This is a genomic window from Litoribacter ruber (assembly GCF_018449405.1).
GTDB classification, from domain to species: Bacteria; Bacteroidota; Bacteroidia; order Cytophagales; family Cyclobacteriaceae; genus Litoribacter; species Litoribacter ruber.
Genome location: NZ_JAHCMY010000003.1, coordinates 42,616 through 66,190 on the forward strand (window position 1 = coordinate 42,616; position 23,575 = coordinate 66,190).

The following is a 23,575-nucleotide window of genomic DNA, read 5'->3' on the forward strand; positions in this document are numbered from 1 at the left end:
CTATTATGAAAAGATATATCTGCTTTATCTATTTGTTATTCACCCTGGCATCCTGCGAAGGATTTCTGGATGTCAATGAAAATCCCAATGCACCCATTGCTTCTAACTTGCCGCTAAGCGCCAAGCTTTCTGGGGCACTGGTGTCCACCTCAAATCAGGAAACTTTACAGATCAACCAAATCGGGGGATTCTGGGGAGGATATTGGGGGACCAATAATGATGGTACAAATCTCTTTTTTGACCTGAAAACATACAACGGCCCCTCCCTTCGAAGCCAGCGGGAAGGCATTCCGGTGTGGGAAAACGGGTTTAACAACATACTGTTTTTCAGTCTCATACAGGAGGAGGCCGAGCTTTCTTCCAATCACTTTTACGTGGGCACTTCCAAAGTGATGCAGGGATGGCTTTTCCTGCGGTTAGTTGATTTTTACGGGAATATCCCTTTTGATGAGGCAGGGCAGGGAAATGAAAAACTTCAGCCCAGGTATGAAGATGGGCAGGTGGTTTATCAAAAAGCTATCAACCTGATTACTTCTGGCATTGCAGACCTCAAACAGGCTGGTCCGGTACCTGCCACAAATGGTGATGTGATGTTCAATGGCAATGTGGACAGCTGGATTAAGTTTGCCAATACTGTAAAGCTGAGGGCGCTTCTCCGTCAAAGCGAGTTAGGAAATGAAGCTTATATTCAGGAGCAGTTGGCCTTGATATCACAGGAAGGAAGCGGGTTTATACAACACCACGCACAAGTCAACCCAGGATACTTGAACACGACTGGAAAGATGAACCCCTTTTGGGAAACTTACTACAGAGATGTGCAGGGCAACGCTACCGCTAATTATCAAAACCTCAGACCTACAGAGTTTCTGATTTCGCAGATGCAGGACCGTAATGACCCTAGGCTTTCCAGACTTTACCAAGCAATTGATGGTGAATATAAAGGAGTGGTCTTTGGAAATTCAGATGCGGGGAATCCCAAGTATGATAGGGTCAATACTTCTGCATTTTTGGGGGCAGTAGAAAACGGCGGTCCGACAGGTCTTTTTCGCTCTTTTAATCAACCAAGCATTGTAATGTCATCCTTTGAAAGCTTTTTCCTACAGGCAGAGGCTGCCCAGCGGGGATGGATTGGAGGTTCCGCCTCGGATTTGTACAACCAAGCCATTCAAGAATCCTTTCAGCTATTGACCGTTCCTGCCATGGAGACAACCGCATATCTGAGCCAACAGGAGGTAGCATTAGAAAGGGCTGAAGATCCCATAAGGAGAATTATAGAGCAAAAGTGGCTTGCCCTAAACAGTATTTCAAGTATTGAGGCTTGGAATGATTACCGAAGGTTGGGCTGGCCGGAATATCCTGCCACAGCTGCCTCAGGTGTAGTGGGAAGACCAAACCGCCTCATGTACCCCGAAACGGAAAGAGGGACAAATCTGGAGCAAGTTCTGGCTCAAGGAAACGATATGATTAATGAAAAAATCTGGTGGAGCAGGTAAAGGTTATGACTAAAAAAGCAAAAAATACAACGTGGAAGACCGTAAGGATGGAATTTAATGAAATCCACCTGTGGCTAGGCCTGATTGGTGGGTTGGTTATCATTCCTGTCTGCCTTACAGGAACTATTTATACCTACAATTCAGAGATTAGAGAGGCTTTCAAGTCCCATCTATACAAAGTGGAGAACCTATCAGGCATGCCGGCGATTTCTCCGGATGAATTACTTCAGGCGGTTGGTCAGGAATCCGCGGGGAACATAAATGCCATCCAGCTTTTTGATGACCCTTCCCGAAGTGTGCAGGTGACGGTGCGGGAGGAAGGTGACAAAAGCCGTTTTGGAACCACTTTTTTTCTGAACCCCTACACCGGTCAAATACTGGGTACTTCAAAAGAAAAGCACTGGATAGACGAGTTTATGGGTAACATGTTCAGTCTTCACCGGTGGATGCTGTTGGATAAAATCGAAGCTCCTATTTTTGATGAGCTCCCCAACAGGACTTTGGGAAGTTACATCACAGGTGCGGCTACAATACTTTTTACTTTGGGTCTGTTGACTGGAATGGTAATTTGGTTTCCCCAAAAATTAAAAGGCTGGAAGCAGGGTCTGAAAGTGAAATGGAAGGCCAATTGGAAAAGGCTTAATTTCGACCTGCATAATACCTTGGCCTTTTATTCACTCATATTTTTATTATGCATGGGGCTCACTGGGCCTTTTTGGTCATTTCCTTGGTACAAGGACGGCTGGCAGAAATTCTGGGGAACCTATCAGGAAAATACAAGTCAAAGGGGTGGTGGGGGACCTGGCAGGGAGGCCGGAGCCCCTAGTGAAGCTGCTGAACTACTTCCTTTGCGATTGTATATAGCAAGGGCTGATGAGGTCTTGGATTATCGGGGGGATTATAGAATCAGCCTGCCATCTTCACTTGGCCAGGCAGTGAGCGTTCAGAAAAACAGGGTGGGCTTTTTTGCTCCTTCGGCAGGAGATAGGATCGAACTTGATCAGTCTACTGGTATGGTCCATTCGGTGGAGCTCTTCAGGGAAAAGCCTTGGAATGAAAGGATGTCCCGATCCATTAAAGCCCTTCACATTGGGGATGTCTATGGGCAGTTTACCAAACTTCTCTACTTTCTATCCTGCTTGGTAGCGACATCTCTACCAATTACGGGCACGATTATTTGGATCAACAAGCTGAAAAAGAAAAAACCGAAAAAAGTACAGAGGTTTAATAGATGAAATATTAAAAAAAACCACGGAGGACCAGAGAACCAGAGATAATAATAATCCTCCGTGCCTCTGGTCTTCTGTGGTTAATGAACTTTCTAAAATCTTTGCGCTGCTTTGAAATCTTTGCGGTTGAATAAAAACGTCATTTATTTTAACCGCAAAGGACACCAAGGGTCGCAAAAAAAGAGTTAAAAAATAGGTTGTAAAAACCACAGTGACGCCGAAAACCAGAGAAAATAATAACCTCTCTGTGCCTCTGGTCCTCCTTGGTTTTTAAAAACTCTGTAAAGCTTTGCGCTACTTTAAAGTCTTTGCGGTTAGTTCAAACCGTCATTTTTATTTGAAAACGTATCTCAACGACACACTTCCATCCCAGAATGTTCCCCAATAATGAGGCAGGTAAAAATGGGGCATGAGGTCCACGCTGAAGGTCAATGGGACGCTGGGGAACTGGTATTCTAGACCACCGATCCCAACTACCCCAAGCATCCTCACGCCTGGATCACGGTTGTAATAATAGGTGTAGCAATTGGGGTTGTTGGGGTTGTTGCACGGCTTTTTGTAATAATGCCGGTAATAGTAGCGGCCATCATAAAAACCAGCCCTCAATCCCAAACCATATTCCCAAGATAGTCCCGGCACGCCCAGGGCGTTTGAAGAATGCCATTGATACATGCCGGTCAGGGAGACCCCATGCCATCTGGAGCCTACCACAAACTCCAGCGCGCCATTGTTGTTCACAAAGTGCTTGAGGGATACCCCAGAAGTAAAGCCACCTCTTAATCCCAAAGCTGTGGTGTACCCATATCGCCTGCTGGCATAGTTCCGCTGGGTATTTTGCCTTTGCTGTGCGCTGGCATTGCGTTGATAATTAATGCTGTTTCTAGATTGCGTGCTGTTGTTCTGCCTTTGTGCGGTATTGTTTTGCTGGGCTTTGTTCTCTTCTTCTGAAAGGTTTGAACTATGGACATAGCCCCGCTGGCCGTGATAATCCACCCTAATCCAATTTCCGTCAGCATCGGACAGGTACTTGACTTCCCCGTTATAAGGCACTGTGGATACTACCGGATAATGGGTGCCTGGCCCCGTTCTCAGGTTGATGCCATTGCCGGATTTCACATAGTAGTTCTGCGCTATTGCAGAGGTACTCAACATTAAAAAGACCGCCAGAAGCAGTCTGTGAAAGGTAATCTGTATTTTCATGTTTTTCTAACGGCAAAATTTCCTTCTACCATAAAGGCGTAGTCATCTTTTTTGGGTAGCAAATAGGTTGTGATTTGGTTTTCAGGGAGATAAAATTGCAAATCAACCTTATGGAGTTAGAGCCGGCTAAAGTATTCAAACCTTCTTGCTGGCATGGGGTTCTTTAACTATGAAAAAAGCAGCAGTCTATTTGGCCGGGGCCCTTTTGATGGGTGGAGCCGGTTTTTATGCATATGCATATAAATTTTTATCAGGGCCGGCCTATAAGGGGCCGAAATCAGACCATTTTGATGGAAAAGAATTCCATAACCTAGAGCCCACAGAAATGAAAAGCTTTCCGGAAGTGCTGAGCTGGCAGGTGAACAGGGATAAAGGCCCTTGGCCGGATGAAATACAGGCGGTGAATGCCACTGTGCCCAAGGCGACTGTACAGACCGGCGTGGAGGTGACATTTGTCAACCATGCCTCCCTGCTAATTCAGGGTGGGGGAGTAAATGTAATCACTGATCCCATTTGGTCCGAAAGGGCAAGTCCGGTTTCTTTTGCCGGGCCGGAAAGGCTCCGTGAGCCTGGGGTCAAATATCAAAACCTTCCGGCCATCCATGAAGTCCTGATCAGCCACAATCATTACGATCACTTGGATTTGGAAACATTAACCAAGTTAAAAGACGATTTTGATCCGCTTTTCCTAGTGCCTTTAGGGGTGGATTTGCTCCTTAAAGAGAACGGGATCACCAACGTGGCTGCCATGGATTGGTTTGACACCATCAATCTGCCCCAAGGAGGAATCATCCATTGCGCTCCGGCCAGGCATTTCTCCGGCAGGGGACTAGGGGATACCAATCAGACCTTGTGGGCTGGATACGTGGTGGAGGTTGCAGGTAAGAAAATCTATTTTGCCGGAGATACCGGTTATGGGGCATTTTATAAATTGATTAAAGAAAGAATCGGAGCTCCGGATTTGGCCCTTTTGCCCATCGGGGCCTACAAGCCGGAGTGGTTTATGCAACCCATCCATATGTCACCCGAGGAAGCGGTAATGGCCCACCTAGACCTCGGGGCTACCCAAAGCATCGGCATGCATTTCGGCACCTTTCCCATGGCTGATGACGGACAGGCCGAGCCGGTTGAGGATCTAGGACTGGCTCGTAAAAAATTGGGTATTGAGGAAAATGAGTTTTTCGCCCTTCAAGAAGGGCAGACGTTTACCCTTAAAGAGTAAAAAAAGACCTGCCGTTTGGCAGGTCTTTTTTTACTTAAGTTTTATTTCCAAGTCACTCCCACTATGCCCTGATTTCAAGATTTCATCATATTTATCACTGATATGGAGATCTAATTTCCCATTAATATTGGTGCCCTGTATTTCCAGATATAAAATGAAAACCTGGGAATCCTCTGTCACTTCAATTATGACATAATAATCATCTGTAGCGAACAAAATCGCATTGGCAGTGGCTTCCAGTGGTTCATAGCGCTGTACTAAAAATTCAACCGCCTCATCCAAGTTCTGCTGGGTAGGGGTGATGGAAATGATGGACTCTTGGTAACCAATGTTGCCAAAATAGTAAGCCACAAATTCCACTTTTTCATTTTCTCCCTCAAAAACCAAGAACTCGTCAAGTTCCATGGAAAACTCCCGGGTTTCATTGTCCCTTACAAATTGTCGCGTTTGCCTAAAGTCCAGCAGAGGTTCCATCAGCATCATATTCGTGGGAACCACTGTCACCATCGCGCTGGAGGTGAAAAGCTGGTCATTGGTGCTCACGTTGATCTGGGTGACTCCGGCGCGGTTGCCGGTCACCATCCCATCCTCAACGCTCGCAATTCCCTCATCATCGGAATCCCAGACAAAACCGTCCGGACTGTAACCTTCCCTGCGGAATTCGGCATTCAGCTGGTAGGTGTCGTCATAATCGATTGTGATTTCTTGATCACTGAGACGGATATTGGTGTCTTGAGGCTCCTCTCTTGGCCCGCAGGCAAAAAAAAGGAGCCCGAAGGAAAGAAGGTAAAGTGATTTTTTCATGATTGTGCGCTAAAAGTGTGTTTCAATATAATGAAAAATGTCTTTACTTTTTCTCTTTCACCCATCTTTTGACCTCTCTTTCAAGGAGGTCGAGGGGCATGGCGCCTCCGCCTAGGACGGTGTCGTGGAAGCCCTTGATGTCAAAATCGTCTCCAAGCTCTTCTTCGGCCATTTTGCGGAGCTCCTGGATTTTCAGCATACCGATTTTATAGCCCGTTGCCTGACCGGGGATGACCATGTAGCGGCGAACTTCCGCTCGAATCGCCCCGTCAGAAATGGAGCTGTTTTCTTTAAAGTACTCTACGGCCTGCTCTTCCGTCCAACCTTTACTATGCAAACCGGTGTCTACCACCAACCTAATGGCCCGCCAGATTTCATTGACCAAACGGCCAAAATCGTAATAAGGGTTTTCATATCCGCCCATCTCTTTGGCAAGGATTTCTGAATATAACGCCCAGCCTTCCACGTAGGCATTGAAACCCATTTGGGTTCTGAATTTCGGAATGTCCTCCAATTCCTGGGCAATGGAAATCTGCATATGGTGGCCTGGGTTCCCTTCGTGATAGGCCACTCCCTCCATGGTGGATTTAGGCATAGCCTTCATATCAGAAAGGTGGGCATAGTAAGTACCTGGACGCTTGCCATCGGGCGTGCCACGGCTGTAATGCTGCGGGGCACCATCCTGCTCACGAAACGGCTCCACTCTTTTGACCTCAAGCTCGGCCTTTGGCAGAATGCCGAAATAGTTGGGAAGTCTCTCCGTAAGTGCGTCCAAAAATGCCTTCGAATCATCGATATAGCCCTGCCTGCCTTCATCCGTATTCGGATAGAAAAACTGCTCATCGGTGTTGATAAACTCAAAAAACTCGTGGAGGTCACCCTCAAACTCCACGTCGGCCATGATCTGCTTCATCTCCTCTTGGATTCTTGCCACCTCATCAAGACCGATCTGGTGAATTTCATCCGCACTCATATCAGTGGTGGTAGAAGCTCGCAACCGATGCTGGTAATAGGCATCCCCATTTGGATGGCGGCTGACGCCCGTTGGTTTTTCCTCCAAATTTGGCAACTCACTTTCTAGCCAGGCTATCATCTCCTCATACACAGGCTTGAAGTCTTCTCTCAGAGCTGCCTCTGTTTGTTGCCGAAGTTCCGAAGCTTTATCGCGGTTGATTTCACCCTTTTCTTCCAAAGCTTCGATTTTGCCAATTGCATCTTTATATAGCGGTGACTCTTCACCATCCTCTTCGAAAGGCTGGCCGGCAATCAAGCCCTTGGCTTCTTTAATCACAATTTCATAAGCAAATTTTGGCGGGCGTATGCCCATGTCGGCCTGCAGGATAGCTCTTTCCAAAAGCTGGTTCATCGCCCTGCCTGAGGCCCTGATTCTGGAAATCAGCGCTTCCATATCGGAAACATCCTCAACCCGGTGATAATTGATCAGCATGTTGGGCAAAAAGGTGTGGCTGCCGCGCATCTGCTCAAAAACGTAGGGATAGCGCCGGAACTCCACATCCTCTTTGGCCATCTCGTATTGATATTTCCAAAGCTCATAAGACACCTGTGCTTCGGGGCTTAATTCGTCTTTGCTGAAATTGGCCTCCATCTCCTGAACGCTCTTTTCAAGCCAGGCAAGACGCTCTTCCTCGGCCTGTTCGCTCATGTCGTCTATTTCATCGTATCGCTCCTTTCGACCCTGCGATGTCAATTGGAGGGGGCTCATCATGACCAATTCCTCATATTGCTTGTCAAGCCATTTGTTGAGCGCGGCATCTTTCTCCTGAAAGGCATGGGTTTCCTGCAGTCCAAGAAAAACCATGGTTGCCAAAAATAGAAAAGTAAATTTTTGCATAGGATTTTATGGTTTTGTTTTATCAAATAGAAATTTACAGAATATTGTTTAAATATGCTAAGTGTGAAGGCACGTTTTTATCCCAGTGGAGTTCTCAAGACCCTCCCCTGATATTTGATCCAGACTTCCACGGCCAAAAAGTGAAGCAGAAATGCCATAACAAAAGATACTCCCAGCACCTCCTGCAGGCTTTTGCCGGTCATGATTATGCCCATCGCGGCGATAATCCGTATGCTGGCCACCGAAAGGGAAATAAAGTAAACCCTGATTACCCACCTTTGATGCTGGACGAAATTCCGCTTTCTCGCATGGAGATAGGCCCAGTAGGTGCCGGCAAGCAGATAGGTGCCGAAAACTGCTGAGGTCAGGCTTTCCAGATAATTTCCATAGGGATAAAATATGCCCATTGTTATAGCTGTACTGGAAACAATTAGGCTGGAAACCAAAAATATTCTCCCTACCGTTTTGTGTGTCTGGTGATACCTTTTTCTGAAAACAGGAATGAATTGATACCCACCAGTCACTAAGAATATCAAACCTACCGGGATATGGAGAAAGGCTAAAACATGAAAAAGTGGGTATTGATACTGAAAGGATTTCGAGGCTTTCAGCTCCTCATCGGACTGGACGGCAACCAAGAGCTTTAATTCAGAAATGGAGGCATGCATTAACAGGGCCACCAAAAGAATGGTCAATAGAACCAGGCTATATTTTGAAACCTTTTCCATTCCGATGGCAGGTATAAACTCATACTAAATTTACGAATTTTAGAAATCACAAAAATATTTAATTTATAAATAAAGTACGTTTAAACGTTTATGAGCCGTGTTTTAAAATAAATATCAAAATGGTTGAACTAATGTGGGTTAGAGTATGTAGCTTTGGGTATAAATAACAAATATTATGAACAAAGGAACAGTAAAATTTTTTAATGATGCGAAGGGATTCGGATTCATTATTGAAGAAGATTCAAACAAAGAGTACTTCGTGCACGTATCAGGTTTGAACGACGAGATTAGAGAAGATGATGAGGTTACTTACGATCTTCAAGAAGGCAGAAAAGGATTAAACGCGGTAAATGTAAGCCGTGTATAATTTATAAATTATCAAGAATTGAAAAGGCCATTTCCATTAGGAGATGGCCTTTTTCTTTGTGCCGGAAATGCTTTGTACGAAGTACCAGGTACCAAGTACTTTCAGCACCCACCGCTCTTTGCTACCATTTTAATTGTTTTCGATTGTTTAACCTTTTTTTGGGATGGTCGAGTCTCAGTGCGACGATTTTGTGGCCTTTTTTCCTTCATGCCCTTGTGCCCCTTTTCTTCAGTCCACCGGTACTCGTGCGATAATGCGCAGTGGAGCCCCTGAGCCACCTTTGATCTTCATGGGTAAAGCCACTACGTAGATTCCTTTTGTCGGGAGCTGGTCGAGATTGGCCACGTTTTCGAATGCCGGGATGTTTTCCTCCATTAGCTTCCGATGGGCAAGAAAGTCCTTCGATTGGCCATAATCTATACTGGGGGTATCAATGCCGACAGCCTTGATTTTCCTTTCCTTCACCAGCCAGGCCGCAGCCTCCCCGTCCAGACCCGGGAAATGTAGGTTGGCCACCCCCTCTTCTCCCTTCTTTTCGGTGCCCATGTATTTTTCCGCATCCGGATAAAATTGCCCAAACCCGGTTTTTATCAGGAGAATTATATTTTCCGGCATGATGCCATGCACTTTTTCCCAGTCCTGAATGTCAGCTTGTGTTACCAGATAATCCCTGTCCGCCAATGCTTTTTCGGAAACATCAACCACTACAGCTGGTCCTGTCAGATCCTCGAGGTCCAACTCATCCACACTTTTGCGGCCTTCGGCAAAGTGGATCGGGGCATCCAGGTGCGTCCCACCATGCTCAGGGGCACAAAAGGAAAAAGCCGAGTAATAGTATCCCCCATCGGTCATCCCCTCGGCCACTGTGTCAATCCGAAACCCTTCCGGTTCTGCAGGCCAGTAGAGGGTTTCGGAGGAAAAATCATGGCTCAGGTCCACCCATTTACCTTCTTCCGGGAAAGTAAGGGAAGTCAAGGACTCCTGCTGGTTTTGCATGCAGGAAAAAAGAAACAGTATGAAAAGGTAGGACCATTGTCTCATAGAATTGTGGGTTTAATTTCTACTTTATCGAAACTTTGACTAGATTAAGTACTTCAATTTACAAATTAAAGCGCATAACCCGATGATAAAACTTCCGCTGGATTTCCTAAAAATGATGCTTTTGCCTATCTTCTGTCTCTCGCCTATTTGGAGCCAAGGGCAACAGATTAGTACTGCTGAAAGAAAGATTCTTGATCGGGTGGAGGCAAACCATGAGGCCTCCATTGACTTTCTGGAAAAGACAGTCAACATCAATAGTGGCACCTATAATCCCGCAGGAGTTCAAGAGGTGGGAGCCATTTACAGGGAAATGCTGGATGAGCTTGGGTTTGAAACCCGCTGGGTGGATATGCCGGAGGGGATTGAGCGTGGAGGGCATTTGATAGGTGAGATCAAGGGGGGAGAAGGGAAAACCCTGCTTCTCATCGGCCATATCGACACAGTATTTGAACCTGATAGCCCCTTTCAGAAATGGTCGAGGGAAGGAAACACGGCTACTGGCCCCGGAGTAAACGATATGAAAGGTGGAAACATGGTTATATTATATGCCCTAAAAGCCATGAAGGAGGCCGATGAACTGAAAAACCGCAACATCATCGTGATTTTTCACGGAGATGAAGAAGCACCTGGGCGGCCATTGGATATAACTAGAAAGGATATTGTAGAGCTGGCCCAAAGGAGTGATATAGGCTTGGGTTTTGAGACCGGCACTGGGTTCAATTATGCTACCGTTGCCAGAAGGGGCAGCAGTAGCTGGGAGCTTCAGGTGAAAGGGCAACAAGCCCATTCCTCGGGGATTTTTAGGGAAGGCAGTGGGGCAGGAGCCGTTTATGAAGCTTCAAGGATATTGAACCGTTTTTATGAGGAACTGCAGGAGGAAAACCTGACCTACAATCCAGGGCTTATTCTGGGCGGCACCCAAGTGGAGCTAAAAGATGGGGGGACAGCCGGGGTGGCTTCTGGGAAAACCAATTTGGTGGCCAACACCACCATAGTGAAAGGTGATCTCAGGTTTCTATCAGAAGAACAAAAAGAGCGGGCTAGGGAGAAAATGAAAGCAATCGTAGCAGAAAACCTGCCTCAGACCCAGGCGGAGATCACATTTGAGGATGGTTACCCAGCCATGCCTCCTACAGAGGGGAATAAGGCCTTGCTGGCCACACTGAGCCAAATAAGCCAAGAATTGGAACAGGGGGAAGTGAAGGCCTACGATCCCGGAAGGCGTGGAGCTGCGGATATTTCCTTCATTGCAGAATATGTGGACGGACTGGATGGCCTGGGGGTCATGGGCACCAAAGCCCACGCTCCGGGAGAGACAGTCGATTTGAGTACGGTTGAAGATATCGTGAAGCGCACGGCAATTTTGCTCTATAGATTGACAGAGAATTAGAGGGGAAAAGAGCATAAAAAATAAAAACAGATTACACAGATGGCCACAGAAGTATATCCCAATCTGTGTTTAACTGTGTAATCTGTATTAAAAAATCACTCTCCAACTAGCACCGCGGCGGTCCTGCCGGGCAATTCCAAAACAAGATTTTCTCCTTCCCTTCTAACTTCTATACCTCCAAGAACATCTTCATAGGAACCTTCATTTTTCGTAGGGAGATTAATGATTTGTGTTTCATTGCCGGCATTGAATACAGCAATGACTTCCTCTGAGTCATGCTTTCGGCTGTAGGCCAAAAGTTTGTGGCCATCATCAGTCAGAATGAAATCAATTGAGCCATGCACCAACGCAGGGTTGTCCGCCCGGATGCCGATCAGTTTTTGATAATATGAAAACAGTTCCTCATCAAACTTTACTTCGTCAGTTGGCCTGTCTTTACCAAGTGGATGGGTGGATTCCGGTTCAAAATCGTAGTCTTTCCAAATCAGTGGTTTCCTGTTTCCAGGATCATCCGGGCCCCACATGCCCATTTCATCCCCGGCGTAAATGTGTGGTGCACCAATATAGGTAAACTGTTGTGCCAACAGCATTCTCAAAGTTGCATAGGTGGCTTCATCCGGCTTGTGGATTTTATAATCAGGATTGTCTTCAGGTTTTGCCTGGTACTTGTTTTTGGTTTTATTGAAAAGCGAAGTCAGGGTTCTGGGCACATCATGGCTGGCTGTCAGGTTCATCAGGGCATAATTGCTTTCCTCCCGTAAATTATGGCGAAAGAACTCCAAACTGTCCACAAATGCAGATGCAGGTAGTTCATCCGGCGCTGCGTTGAAGAAATGCCTAGCCGCACGGTACCAGCGGTAATTCATGTTGGAGTCGAAGATGTCCCCTCTCAGGAAAGGCTCCGGGTCTATCATGGTTTCTGGCCACTGTTCCCACCAGACCTCACCGAGCAGCAAGGCATCCGGATTGACCTCGCGCACTACTTTTCTATATTCCCTCCAAAAGCCCAAAGGAACTTCGGCTGCCACATCCAACCGGAAACCATCCACCCCATCAGACGGGTCGCCGTCACCGTTAGGGTCCATCCAACGGCGGGTGATGGCAAAAATGTGCTCCTTCACTTCCTGGCTGTAAAGATTGCCCTCATAGGCGCGGATACCATCAGCATGGTCCATGTACTGTGTTTTCTTGATTTCCGGCAGGTCAGGAACACCCGCCCAGCCGCTGAACTCAAATTCATCTTCAGGTGTATTTGGGTCATCAAATTGTTTGACCTCATACCACTCGGCGAAAGGCGATTTCTCCTGGTTTTTCAACACATCCTTCCAGGCCCAAAAAGTGTGGCCGGTATGGTTCCAGGAATAATCCAGAATGACCTTGATGCCCCTTTTGTGAAATTCTTCAATCACTTTGAGAAACATTTTATCGGCCTCCGTAAATTCCCAGGTATCGGGGTCAGTAGGGTCTTCATTGGCCATTGTTTCCCTGTCCTTTGCTGGGTTGGGGCCAAAGTTGCGGTCTATGTGTCTCCAATGCCTTGCATCATACTTATGCAATGAAGGGGCGTCATTTAGCGGGTTGAAATATATGGCCGTCACCCCAAGCTCCTGCAGGTAATCCATCTGGTCGAGCACTCCCTGAAGGTCACCGCCATATCTACGCGCCTGAAGTTTCTGGTCAAACCCGGTGATGGGGTGGCCCCCTATGCCCTGCTTGCCATCCATATTGGCAAAATAATCGTCGGGCCTAAACCAGTCCTGCGTCCAGGGTGTAATCTTCCACCCTTCGGGCACAAACCCCGGATATGCCCCCTCCATATCCTCCGGAGTGGGATCATTATCCGGATCCCCATTGCGAAATCGCTCCACAAAAATCTGGTACCAGACTACTTCCTTGGCCCATGCGGGAGGCGCGTCAAAGGGGGTGGAGGGAGATTCTACAATTTCCTTTTTGCTGCTGTCAATAGCACATGCCGCAAGCAAGGGGATTAGGAATAAGGGGAATAATCGGGAAATCTTTATCATGTCAATAGGTTTGGTTTGAAAAGTGAAGATAAAGATTTCTATAATAAAACTCGATCTAGCCTTCAATTTCGACCATTATACTGGGAGCTCCACTAATTAGTGCCCATTCCCCTAGACTATTTTGACGAGTGATTGTCTTGCCAAATGGAAAGGCTACTGGCATAGTGAGGATGCCAGCTTTTTGATCATTATTAAAACCTACAAATTCAATGGTTACCCATATTGTCTCTGAAAACTGAAGGTCATTGGGTTTCACGGTAATTTCACCTTTCTCCTGGTTGATTACATCAAATAATTTCTCAAATACTTTTTCGCCAGGAAGTCCCATTTCTTCTAAACTTTCCCTATAGATATTCAGTCTAAAAACCACATGATCTAATTGATTATTGGCTAGATTAAACTTGACTTGACGTATTGTAAAGGGAAGGTTTTTGCTATCCACTTTGATTCCTGCCTCTCTTCCCAAATTCTCAGTTGCATTTGTTTTCATAGGGTTAAAAGCGAATCCAAATCTGGATTTTGATTTGAGCCTACCTATTTGTCTAAGCTTGGTTCCAGGTTTGGCAGTAACTACAAATTCATTCATTTCCAATGCTTGCTGGTCCAAGAAGATAGCTGTAACTCCGCTTTCTTCATTGGTCAAAAATGACTGAATTAAAACCTTTTTTGGTTTAAAACCAAGTTTGCTGACCTCAATGGAATCATATGCTGAAGCATTTTGAATGTTTAAAGTAAATTGGCCAGAAGAGTCTGAGACAGTTCCAAGAAGGAAGTTGTGTAGCGCAATGTTCACAAAAGGAATAGGTTCTTCCGAATGTCGGTCAAAAATTATTCCCGCAATTTCCGTAGTTTGTGAGTATGCAGAAAAAGTGAAAAAACTCAAAAAGCCAATTGTAATCCAAGATCTCATGCCTGAACATACAAATAATAAAAGCCAGGTTAAATTAGTCTGGGTTTAATTATTCTTTTTTAACATCATACCACACCTGCACCAACCCAGAGGGATAGGTTATACTTCTTTTAAATATCAGCTTCTGCTCCAAATTGCCTTCTTTAAATAATCGGATGCCATCACCGAGCAGGTGGGGGATTATGCTGATGATGAGGCGGTCGATGAGTTGGTGGCGGAGTAGCTCGGTCACGAGCTGTGCGCCCCCGTCGCAATAGATATCCTTGCCGGGCTGGCTCTGGAGATAATGGACCAGGCCGACCGCGTCGGGATGGTATTCTGCATGCTCCCGCTTTCCCGTTTCGGACTTGGAAACCACAAAGATCTTTTTGTCCACATGCGGCACCTTACCCTCCATTTTCAGAATTTTGTCAAAGGTCCTTCTGCCCCATATGATCGTGTCTATATTGTTGAGGTGGTCGGCATAGCCGTAGTCCTCATTCGGCCTTTCTACCATCTGCAGAAAATCCAAATTGTCGTCGCTCTTGGCAATATATCCGTCGACGCTCATAGCGATAAATAAGATGACCTTGCGCATAAGAAATGTTGTGATTACCCTAAGTTAAAAATTAAATAAGGTTTTACAAGGTTGTCTGTCCATGGTCGACTGTTCAAAACAATCATCTACCTACTTAGTACATAGTACATAGTACAACCGAAACAGCCTATGATCCTCCTAACCTCTGCCCCAAGCTTTGAATTAGCAACCATAGACTACATAGTAGTTGCAGTATATATAGTTTTCATCCTTGGGCTGGGGTTTTATGTGGGAAGAAAGGAGAAGTCATCCGGGTCATTTTTCCTGGGGGGAAGGGCATCAACGTGGCCATTGGTGGGGTTTGGACTGATGGCGGCTAATCTTTCTGGGGCATCTTACCTTGGACTGGCCGGAGCCGGGTATTACGATGGCATATCAGTCTGGAATTATGAATGGATGGGCTCCCTGCTTTTGATACTGTTCACCTTCTTCATACTGCCCTTTTACCTCAAGTCCGGTGTGGAGACCATCCCCGAATACCTGGAGCGGAGATATGATCCCAAAACTAGGTACCTGTTTTCCGGGTTTACCATTTTTACGGCTCTTTTCATTGACAGTGCAGGTGCCCTTTTTGCCGGCACCGTCACTTTGGGGTTGCTTTTTCCGGCCGCCCCCACATGGGTTTTGATCGCTGGGCTGACGTTTTTAGGGGGGATTTATGTGATTTTGGGTGGATTGAGGGCTGTGATGATCACCGATACCATACAGGGAGTGCTGCTCCTGATTGCCGGGGGGATTATTTTCTATTTCAGTTTCCAGGAACTAGGTTCCTGGCAGGCGGTGGTCGAGGCAGCCCCGCAAGATGGCTTTAAGCTTTTCAAGCCTGCCGATGATGAGTTTTTGCCCTGGCCGGGAGTATTTACCGGAGTCTTCTGGATTGGGATTTATTATTGGGCTACCAACCATGTGGTGGTCCAAAAAGTGCTCTCCGCCAAAAACCTGAACCACGGCAGGGGAGGGGTGCTGTTTGCCGCTTTTATGAAACTTCCCTTTCTTTTCCTGCTGATACTTCCTGGGCTTATGGGAAGGGCAATCTATCCCGATTTGGATGATGCCGACCAAATATGGCCTATTTTGGCCTTTGACTTTATGCCTACGGGCATCAGGGGCCTGGTATTCGCAGCCCTAGCCGCGGCCCTCATGTCTTCCCTGGATTCTGTATTGAATGGGGCCTCTTCGCTGGTGGTAAATGATTTTCTCAAAAGGAAAAAGATCGTTGTAGATGAGGGCAAGCTGCTGATCTATGGCAAAGTCACTGTCGGGGTTTTTATGGTGGTGGCGGCCTTGTGGGCGCCGGTTATATTCATGTTTGACGGCATAGTGGAATACTTCCAATCCTTCATCGGGCACATCACCATGCCAGTAGTGGTGGTATATCTGGGCGGGTTGTTTTGGAAGAGGGCCACCAGGGAGGCTGCCTTCTACACCCTAATTATAGGCGCCCCCATTGGATTGGCTGTTTTCTTTATAGGGGAAATATTTGAGGTTATTGACATTCAGTTTCTCTATTCCACTGGCCTCATGTTGCTCCTCAGTCTCAGCCTGTTTATCACGATTAGCTTCCTGACTCCCAAAACGGAGAGAGAAAAGCTGCAATCCAACACCATTCACCCCAGCGACTGGAAAGACCAACTCCGCAACATGGAAGGCCTTCCCTGGTACAAGGACTTCAGGTTCTGGGCCGCTACCATCCTGGCCCTTACTCTGGCAATGGTAATCTGGTTGGGATAGGTTGTTATAGTTTTGCGTGAACCATTGCGTCGCCTTGCACCTAAACTCCTAAACCTCCCGCAGCGCAATAGCGCCGGGAAATAAACTTCTAAACCAATATGCTAAGAAATAGAACGGTAAATATCACTCTAAACATTAGATGCTTGAGAAATACTTAGTACATAGTACCTAGTACTTAGTACCCTTTTAACATTCCCCTTGCTAAATTCCCTAATTTACCTGATATTTAAATTGTTAAAAGCTTTTAGCAACCCTGTAACCTTCACCCTTTGATGAACAAATTCTTTTTGCTCCTAGGCATAATCCAATTGATGGCCTTTCAGGCGTTCTGCCAACAAATGCCCATTATTCCTCACCCATATCATTATGAGTATAAAAATGGCTCCTTCAAAATTGACAGCAGCTGGAGCATAGCCGCAGGTGATGGGGTGGATAGTGGCACAGTTGAGGTGTTCAATGATTTCATGCAAAATCTGTATGGGTTTAAATTCGAGGGCTCCGGTTCAGGTGCCGCAAAAAAAGTGGGTTTAATAAGAGATGAGACGCTTGGTGAAGGGCAATATCGGCTTTCTGCAAAAGCGGGGGAAGTCAGCATCACAGGTTCTGAAAGCGGTTTGCTGTATGGCCTTTTTTCATTGGTTCAGCTTGTAGAGGAAGGAAAGGAGGGTGCCCTCCTCGTCCCGGCAATTGAAATTGAAGATAAGCCTGAGTTTGGCTACAGAGGGTTGATGATCGATGTGGTCAGGCATTTTAGGTCTTTGGACCAAATGAAAAAAATGGTGGACCTGATGGCGTATTTCAAGCTCAACCGCCTGCACTGGCACCTTACGGACGATCAGGGCTGGAGGCTGGAAATAAAGAAGTACCCCAAGCTCACTGAAATCGCCGCATGGAGGGACAGCACCATCGTGGGGCCATACAGCAAGCCATTTGTGTATGATGGAAAACGCCATGGTGGGTTTTATACTCAGGAGGAGGCTAGGGAGCTTGTTGCCTATGCCGCTAAGCGCCATATTACCGTAATCCCCGAGATAGAGCTTCCCGGACACAGCTCGGCAGTTTTGGCCGCATACCCTGAGTTTGGAAGTTTCCCCATGGAAGACGGCAAACCGCTCAAGGGCAGCATTCCGGCGGTGGACAAAGACGGAAAGCCCTTGAACAATGAGATATCCGATGCGGTGCCAGGGTACTGGGGCGTGCATTACAACATCTATGGGCCAAAAGAAGAGACCTTTCAATTTTTGGAAGATGTGCTTACCGAAGTTATGGATATTTTTCCCAGCGAATATATCCACATCGGTGGGGATGAGGTGCCCAAAGACCATTGGAAAACCTCCCCTATTGCCCAAGAGGTGATTGAGCGGGAAGGTTTGGCCGATGAACATGAATTGCAGAGCTATTTTATCACCCGAATAGAGAGATTTTTAAATGAAAATGGCAGAAACCTTATCGGTTGGGATGAGATTTTGGAGGGTGGATTGGCCCCCAATGCCACTGTGATGAGCTGGCGAGGAGAGGAAGGGGGAATTGCAGCGGCAAAAATGGGCCACGATGTGATCATGACCCCCAACAGCCACCTTTATCTCGATCATGCCCAGGGCAGGAAATCTACCGAGCCTTTGCACTTCTGTTGTTATTTGCCTCTGGAGAAGGTTTATCATTACTCCCCTCGTCCGGAAGCCCTTTCGTCCGAGCAGCAAAAACATATTATGGGTGTACAGGCCAATCTTTGGGCCGAATACATCCCTTCCGACAATAAGTTGGAATACATGATTTTTCCACGCTTGCTTGCCTTATCCGAGATCGCCTGGTTGGGGGAAGAACAGAAGGATTTTGAAAGATTTTCCAGGCAGAGTTTGCCAGTAAGGCTGCAGGAACTGGAAAGAATGGGGGTTCATTTTAGGATTCCAGAAGCCATAGTCACCATAGATCGTGATGGGGAAGGGCGCCATAAAGTCAGGATGGAATCCCGGGTGAAAGGCTCGAAAATATTTTACACCATTGATGGCCAGCGGGCTGATCATACTGCCCTGCCTTATGAAGAGCCGTTTGCCTTGCCCCATTACCCCAAAGGCCCTCAAAGTACTCGCTTAAATTACATTGTGGTAACACCTGATGATAGGTCCAGCGCCATGTATAGCCTAGAGTTGACGGCCGAGGGACCAAAAGAAATAGAGGAAGAATAAAAAGAGCTTTTGCCACAAAGGAGCGAAGGCGCAAGGTTTAATTAGAATTTATGTGTAACAGCAACAGTCTCCTCTTCCGTCTTCGGTCTTCTGTCCATCTAACTAAATGGAAAAAAGTGACTTGCCTTTGCTTGCAGGCAACCAATATGGCGGATAATCAAATTAGATATATACAGTTTTGAAAAAGAGTTTAGTATTACTTCTTTCCATGTGTTTTGCCCTCACGGGAAAAGCCCAGAATATCTACCAGGATCCTGAGCAACCTATTGAAAAGAGGGTGGAGGACTTACTGGGCAAGATGAGTCTGGAGGAAAAAGTTGGTCAACTTTCCACGCTGCTTGGTTGGGAAATGTATGACAATAGTGGTGAATCTATCGAGCCAAGTGCGGCTTTTAGAGACGCAGTCCGAAACAGGCATATCGGTTCCCTGTGGGCTACCCTGAGGGCAGACCCCTGGACGCAGAAGACCCTCCAGAACGGGCTGAATCCCAAAACAGCTGCAGAAGCCACCAATGCCCTTCAGGAATTTGTCATTCGGGAAAGCCGCTGGGGTATTCCTTTGCTGTTGGCCGAAGAGGCTCCCCACGGGCATATGGCCATTGGCGCGACAGTTTTTCCTACTTCCATTGGACAGGCTAGCACTTGGAATCCGGATTTGATACAGCGGATGGCGTCCAGCATTGCAGAAGAGGTCAGGCTTCAAGGCGGCCACATCGGTTATGGGCCCGTGCTTGACCTGGCCCGCGAGCCACGGTGGTCACGGGTGGAGGAAACTTACGGGGAGGACCCTTATCTCAACAGTCAAATGGGCGTGGCCATGGTGAGGGGATTTCAGGGTGAAAACCTGAATAGTGGGGTTAATGTGGCTTCCACGTTGAAGCATTTCGCTGCATATGGCGTGCCTGAGGGCGGGCATAACGGGTCAGGATTGAGCGTGGGACTGAGAGAGTTACATTCCAGTTATTTTCCTCCCTTCAAGGCGGCCATTCAGGCAGGGGCCAAGTCCATCATGACTTCTTATAACTCCATTGACGGAATTCCCAGTACGGCCAACCCCTACCTTTTTCGTGAAATCTTGCGCGATGAATGGGGTTTTGAGGGCTTTGTGGTTTCCGATCTGGGAAGTATCAGCGGCTTAAGGGGAAGTCATAAGGTGGCCGCTACTGGTGAGGAGGCCGCCAAGTTGGCCTTGTTGGCAGGGGTGGATGCAGATTTGGGTGGAAACGGCTTCGACCGAAACCTTGTCAATGCTGTTAATGAAGGTATGGTGGACGAAAAGCTGCTAAATGAGGCTGTCAGTAATGTGCTTCGGTTAAAGTTTGAAATGGGCTTGTTTGAAAATCCGTATGTAGATCCTGAGAAAGCCCGGGAAGGGGTTAGGAATGATAAGCATGTCCAGCTTGCCAGAGAGGTCGCCAAAGAGTCCATTGTTTTATTGAAAAATGAAAACAACCTGTTGCCCCTAAGCAAGGACTTGAAAAAGATAGCCTTGATTGGGCCGAATGCCGACAATATTTACAACCAGCTGGGAGATTACACCGCCCCTCAGGAAGAATCAAACATTGTCACCGTGCTTAAAGGGATTCAAAATAAAGTCGGGACTGAGAATGTCACTTATATTAAAGGAACAGCCATTAGGGAAACCTCCCAAGATGAGATCGAGAAAGCTGTAGCATTAGCCGAAAATTCAGATGTGGCGGTGGTCGTGTTGGGAGGCAGCAGTGCGCGGGATTTTAGCATTGAACATGAGGATACGGGTGCAGCTAAGGTGAGCCAAACCGAAGGCCTGATCAGTGATATGGAAAGCGGTGAGGGCTTTGACAGGTTGTCACTCGATCTGATGGGGAATCAACTGGCCCTGTTAAAGGCCGTTCAGGCTACTGGAACGCCCACCGTATTGGTTTTGATCAAAGGTAGGCCACTTTTGCTAAACTGGCCTGAAGAAAACGTGCCGGCTATTTTGGATGCCTGGTATCCGGGGCAGGAGGGTGGAAATACCATTGCGGATGTGCTTTTTGGAGATTATAACCCAGCAGGCAGACTGCCCGTTTCTGTTCCCCGCTCTGTGGGGCAGCTCCCCGTCTATTACAATTACAAAGCTCCTGTGAAGCATGATTATGTGGAGGGGAGTGCCGAGCCGCTTTATGCTTTTGGTCATGGGCTCAGCTACTCTACTTTTAAATACCAAAATCTTTCCATCAATGTGATGGGTGGGATAGATGGTCCAAGGATTTCTATTGAATTTGAAGTGACCAATGAGGGCGAAATGGATGGAGAAGAAATCGTGCAGCTATATATTAATGATTTGGTCAGTTCCACCGTCACCCCGATTCAGCAATTGGTCCGTTTTAAGCGAAAGGCGATTCCAGCAGGGGAAACTCAGGCGTTTAAATTTGAACTGGGCAAGAATGATCTTCAGCTTCTTGACATGGAGATGAACTGGGTGGTGGAGCCCGGAGAATTTGAAATCATGATCGGCGCATCATCCAGAGATATTCGATTAAAGGAAAAATTTACAGTGAAATGAAAATTATCAAGCCTAATTTATTTTGCACGCTTTTTCTCTCCATTTTCCTGACAGGTCTGGTAGCCTGTCAGCAGGAGGAAATGGCAAGTGACAATTCCCTTTCTTCCATCCGCCTTACGGATTACGTTGATCCGTTTATTGGTTCCGGTTTTCATGGGCATGTATTTGTAGGTGCCAATGTCCCGTTTGGTGCCGTGCAGCTGGGGCCGGTGAATATTACGGAGGGCTGGGACTGGTGTTCCGGTTACCATTATTCCGATTCGACCATCATTGGTTTTTCCCACACGCATTTGAGCGGGACCGGCATTGGGGATCTTGGGGATATCCTGGTGATGCCGGCCATCGGGGATGTTAAAATCCGGAAAGGGGAAGCCGAAAAGCCGGAGACGGGTTATTTCTCGTATTTTTCCCATCATGGGGAAAAAGCAAAAGCAGGATTTTACCAAGTGCATCTCGATCGGTATGCCATCGATGCAGAAATGACCACCACCGAACGGGTAGGCTTCCACCGCTATACTTTTCCGCAGGCAGAAGATGCCAAATTGATCATTGATCTGGAAGAAGGCATAGGCTGGGATAGGGCTACCGATACCTATGTGGAAATGCTCGATGAGCAAACATTGATAGGACACCGTCATTCCAGCGGTTGGGCCAAGGACCAAAAGGTGTTTTTTGCGGCCAAGGTTTCCAAACCCATCAAAAGCTGGGAAACCCATGAGAACGGAGAGGCGAGTACAAATGAGTCTAGGCAGGGCAAAAAAGTGAAGGCCGTAGCCCACTTTGACACCCAGGAGGGGGAACAGATTTTATTGAAGGTGGCAATCTCGCCTGTCAGTGCCGAAAACGCTCTTATGAATATGGAGGAAGAGCTTGCCCATTGGGATTTTGACCAGACAGTAGCATTGGCTGATGAAAAGTGGGAAAAGGAGCTGAGGTTGATTCAGGCGGACTTCAATGAGCCTCACCAAATGAGGACTTTTTACACCGCGCTCTATCATACCATGATTGCCCCCTCTATTTTTAACGATGTAAACGGTGCTTACCGTGGGGCAGATGGTAAAGTCTACGAGGATAACAGTTATACCAATTATACCACTTTTTCACTTTGGGATACCTACAGGGCCGCCCATCCGCTTTACACCATTATCCAGCATGAAAGGGCTGCCGACATGATGCAGACCATGCTGAATATTTATGAGCAACAAGGCAAACTGCCCGTGTGGCACCTGATGGGAAATGAAACCAATACCATGGTAGGTTACAGTGCCGTGCCAGTGCTGGTAGACGCCTTTAGGAAAGGTATCAAGATGGATGAGGACAAAGCGTATGAGGCCATAAAAGCCACTGCCATGCGGGATGAGGATGGATTGGGCAGCTTAAAATCTCTCGGGTATATACCCGCGGATGAAGCTGTGGAAACGGTGGCCAGCGGTCTGGAGTATGCACTGGCCGATTGGAGCATTGCTCAGATGGCCAAGGACATGGGGAAAGAGGAGGATTACCGCTATTTCATGGCAAGAGCATCCAATTACAAAAACTATTTTGACGAAACCTCAGGCTTTATGCGCGGAAGGGTAGGTGAAAACGAATGGCGTTCACCTTTCAGCCCATTTGAATCCCGACACATGAAAGATGATTTCTGTGAGGGAAATGCCTGGCAATACACCTGGCTTGTTCCCCATGATGTGGAAGGTTTAATGGAATTGCTGGGCGGTGAAGAGGCTTTTGCCAACAAATTGGACAGCTTGTTTATAGTCGAAGGCGACATGGGGGAGGAGGCCTCCAGCGATATTACGGGATTGATCGGGCAGTATGCACATGGAAATGAGCCCAGTCACCATGTGACTTATCTCTATGGATATGTGGGACAGCCTTACAAGACAGCCGAAAAGACCCGTCATATCATGGACAGCCTTTATTCAGACCAGATCGACGGCCTCAGCGGCAACGAGGACGTGGGGCAGATGTCTGCCTGGTATGTGCTTTCCTCTCTGGGCTTTTATCCGGTCAACCCGGCAAACGGCACCTACGTTTTTGGCAGCCCATTGGTCAACCATGCAAAGATTCGGGTAGGGGATGATCAGGTTTTTGAGATCAAGGTTAAGGACAATAGTCCTGAAAACATATATGTCCAATCCATGAAATGGGATGGACAAGAATACACCAGAAATTATTTCCATCACAAAGACCTCATAAAAGGTGGTGTTTTGGAAATCCAAATGGGCCCATCCCCTTCCCCTTACTGGGGTACACACACTACTGACCGTGCCCGGTCCAACATAAATTGAACAGAA

17 protein-coding genes are annotated in these 23,575 nt (G+C 47.0%); 9 read left to right on the forward strand and 8 right to left on the reverse strand.

Features of this window, described 5'->3' with window-relative positions; translation table 11 throughout:
- The first annotated feature begins 5 nt into the window (after positions 1-5).
- Both KI659_RS07265 and KI659_RS07270 read left to right on the forward strand, forming a co-directional pair.
- On the forward strand, positions 6-1,493 hold the full coding sequence (locus tag KI659_RS07265; RefSeq protein ID WP_213944697.1) for a SusD/RagB family nutrient-binding outer membrane lipoprotein: 1,488 nt from the start codon (positions 6-8) through the stop codon (positions 1,491-1,493).
- Between the two features lie 5 nt (positions 1,494-1,498).
- Positions 1,499-2,728, forward strand: a complete 1,230-nt coding sequence (locus tag KI659_RS07270) for a PepSY-associated TM helix domain-containing protein (RefSeq protein WP_213944698.1) — start codon at positions 1,499-1,501, stop codon at positions 2,726-2,728.
- A gap of 327 nt (positions 2,729-3,055) precedes the next feature.
- On the opposite strand, the gene KI659_RS07275 is transcribed toward KI659_RS07270, so the two are convergent.
- Positions 3,056-3,922: an SH3 domain-containing protein gene (locus tag KI659_RS07275; RefSeq protein WP_213944699.1), complete on the reverse strand. Its 867-nt coding sequence runs from the start codon at positions 3,920-3,922 to the stop codon at positions 3,056-3,058.
- A gap of 169 nt (positions 3,923-4,091) precedes the next feature.
- On the opposite strand from KI659_RS07275, the gene KI659_RS07280 reads away from it, so the two are divergent.
- Positions 4,092-5,144 (forward strand): MBL fold metallo-hydrolase, encoded by a 1,053-nt coding sequence (locus KI659_RS07280; protein ID WP_213944700.1) that lies wholly within the window; start codon positions 4,092-4,094, stop codon positions 5,142-5,144.
- Between the two features lie 30 nt (positions 5,145-5,174).
- Here the strand turns inward: KI659_RS07280 and KI659_RS07285 are convergent, their stop codons facing one another.
- The 3 genes from KI659_RS07285 to KI659_RS07295 all read right to left on the reverse strand — a co-directional run bounded on the left by KI659_RS07285 (position 5,175) and on the right by KI659_RS07295 (position 8,528).
- A complete protein-coding gene (locus KI659_RS07285) occupies positions 5,175-5,948 on the reverse strand; it encodes an Ig-like domain-containing protein (RefSeq protein WP_213944701.1) in 774 nt (257 codons plus the stop codon).
- A 43-nt stretch (positions 5,949-5,991) separates the two neighbouring features.
- Complete coding sequence (locus KI659_RS07290) at positions 5,992-7,800, reverse strand: DUF885 domain-containing protein (RefSeq protein ID WP_213944702.1); 1,809 nt, start codon at positions 7,798-7,800, stop codon at positions 5,992-5,994.
- A gap of 77 nt (positions 7,801-7,877) precedes the next feature.
- A complete protein-coding gene (locus KI659_RS07295; protein ID WP_213944703.1) occupies positions 7,878-8,528 on the reverse strand; it encodes a DUF2306 domain-containing protein in 651 nt (216 codons plus the stop codon).
- A gap of 175 nt (positions 8,529-8,703) precedes the next feature.
- Here KI659_RS07295 and KI659_RS07300 point away from each other — a divergent pair, with 175 nt between their 5' ends.
- On the forward strand, positions 8,704-8,895 hold the full coding sequence (locus KI659_RS07300) for a cold-shock protein (protein WP_213944704.1): 192 nt from the start codon (positions 8,704-8,706) through the stop codon (positions 8,893-8,895).
- 228 nt (positions 8,896-9,123) lie between these two features.
- On the opposite strand, the gene KI659_RS07305 is transcribed toward KI659_RS07300, so the two are convergent.
- Positions 9,124-9,936, reverse strand: a complete 813-nt coding sequence (locus KI659_RS07305) for a cyclase family protein (protein ID WP_213944705.1) — start codon at positions 9,934-9,936, stop codon at positions 9,124-9,126.
- An 82-nt stretch (positions 9,937-10,018) separates the two neighbouring features.
- On the opposite strand from KI659_RS07305, the gene KI659_RS07310 reads away from it, so the two are divergent.
- Positions 10,019-11,326, forward strand: coding sequence for a M20/M25/M40 family metallo-hydrolase (locus KI659_RS07310; protein WP_246535319.1), 1,308 nt, complete (start codon positions 10,019-10,021; stop codon positions 11,324-11,326).
- A gap of 95 nt (positions 11,327-11,421) precedes the next feature.
- Here the strand turns inward: KI659_RS07310 and KI659_RS07315 are convergent, their stop codons facing one another.
- From KI659_RS07315 to KI659_RS07325, 3 genes are read right to left on the reverse strand one after another with little or no spacing between them, the layout of a single operon-like run.
- Positions 11,422-13,350: a glycoside hydrolase family 13 protein gene (locus KI659_RS07315; protein ID WP_213944706.1), complete on the reverse strand. Its 1,929-nt coding sequence runs from the start codon at positions 13,348-13,350 to the stop codon at positions 11,422-11,424.
- Positions 13,351-13,405: 55 nt separating this feature from the next.
- Positions 13,406-14,260 (reverse strand): carboxypeptidase-like regulatory domain-containing protein, encoded by an 855-nt coding sequence (locus KI659_RS07320; protein ID WP_213944707.1) that lies wholly within the window; start codon positions 14,258-14,260, stop codon positions 13,406-13,408.
- 49 nt (positions 14,261-14,309) lie between these two features.
- Positions 14,310-14,837, reverse strand: coding sequence for a dihydrofolate reductase family protein (locus KI659_RS07325; protein ID WP_214162290.1), 528 nt, complete (start codon positions 14,835-14,837; stop codon positions 14,310-14,312).
- A gap of 129 nt (positions 14,838-14,966) precedes the next feature.
- Between KI659_RS07325 and KI659_RS07330 the strand changes: the two genes are divergently transcribed.
- The 4 genes from KI659_RS07330 to KI659_RS07345 all read left to right on the forward strand — a co-directional run bounded on the left by KI659_RS07330 (position 14,967) and on the right by KI659_RS07345 (position 23,569).
- Positions 14,967-16,568, forward strand: coding sequence for a sodium:solute symporter family transporter (locus KI659_RS07330; protein ID WP_213944709.1), 1,602 nt, complete (start codon positions 14,967-14,969; stop codon positions 16,566-16,568).
- A 272-nt stretch (positions 16,569-16,840) separates the two neighbouring features.
- Positions 16,841-18,754, forward strand: a complete 1,914-nt coding sequence (locus KI659_RS07335) for a beta-N-acetylhexosaminidase (protein ID WP_213944710.1) — start codon at positions 16,841-16,843, stop codon at positions 18,752-18,754.
- A 178-nt stretch (positions 18,755-18,932) separates the two neighbouring features.
- Positions 18,933-21,281 (forward strand): glycoside hydrolase family 3 N-terminal domain-containing protein, encoded by a 2,349-nt coding sequence (locus KI659_RS07340; protein ID WP_246535320.1) that lies wholly within the window; start codon positions 18,933-18,935, stop codon positions 21,279-21,281.
- Positions 21,278-23,569, forward strand: coding sequence for a GH92 family glycosyl hydrolase (locus tag KI659_RS07345; RefSeq protein ID WP_213944711.1), 2,292 nt, complete (start codon positions 21,278-21,280; stop codon positions 23,567-23,569). The genes KI659_RS07340 and KI659_RS07345 overlap by 4 nt, the downstream gene beginning before the upstream one ends.
- Positions 23,570-23,575: the final 6 nt, after the last annotated feature.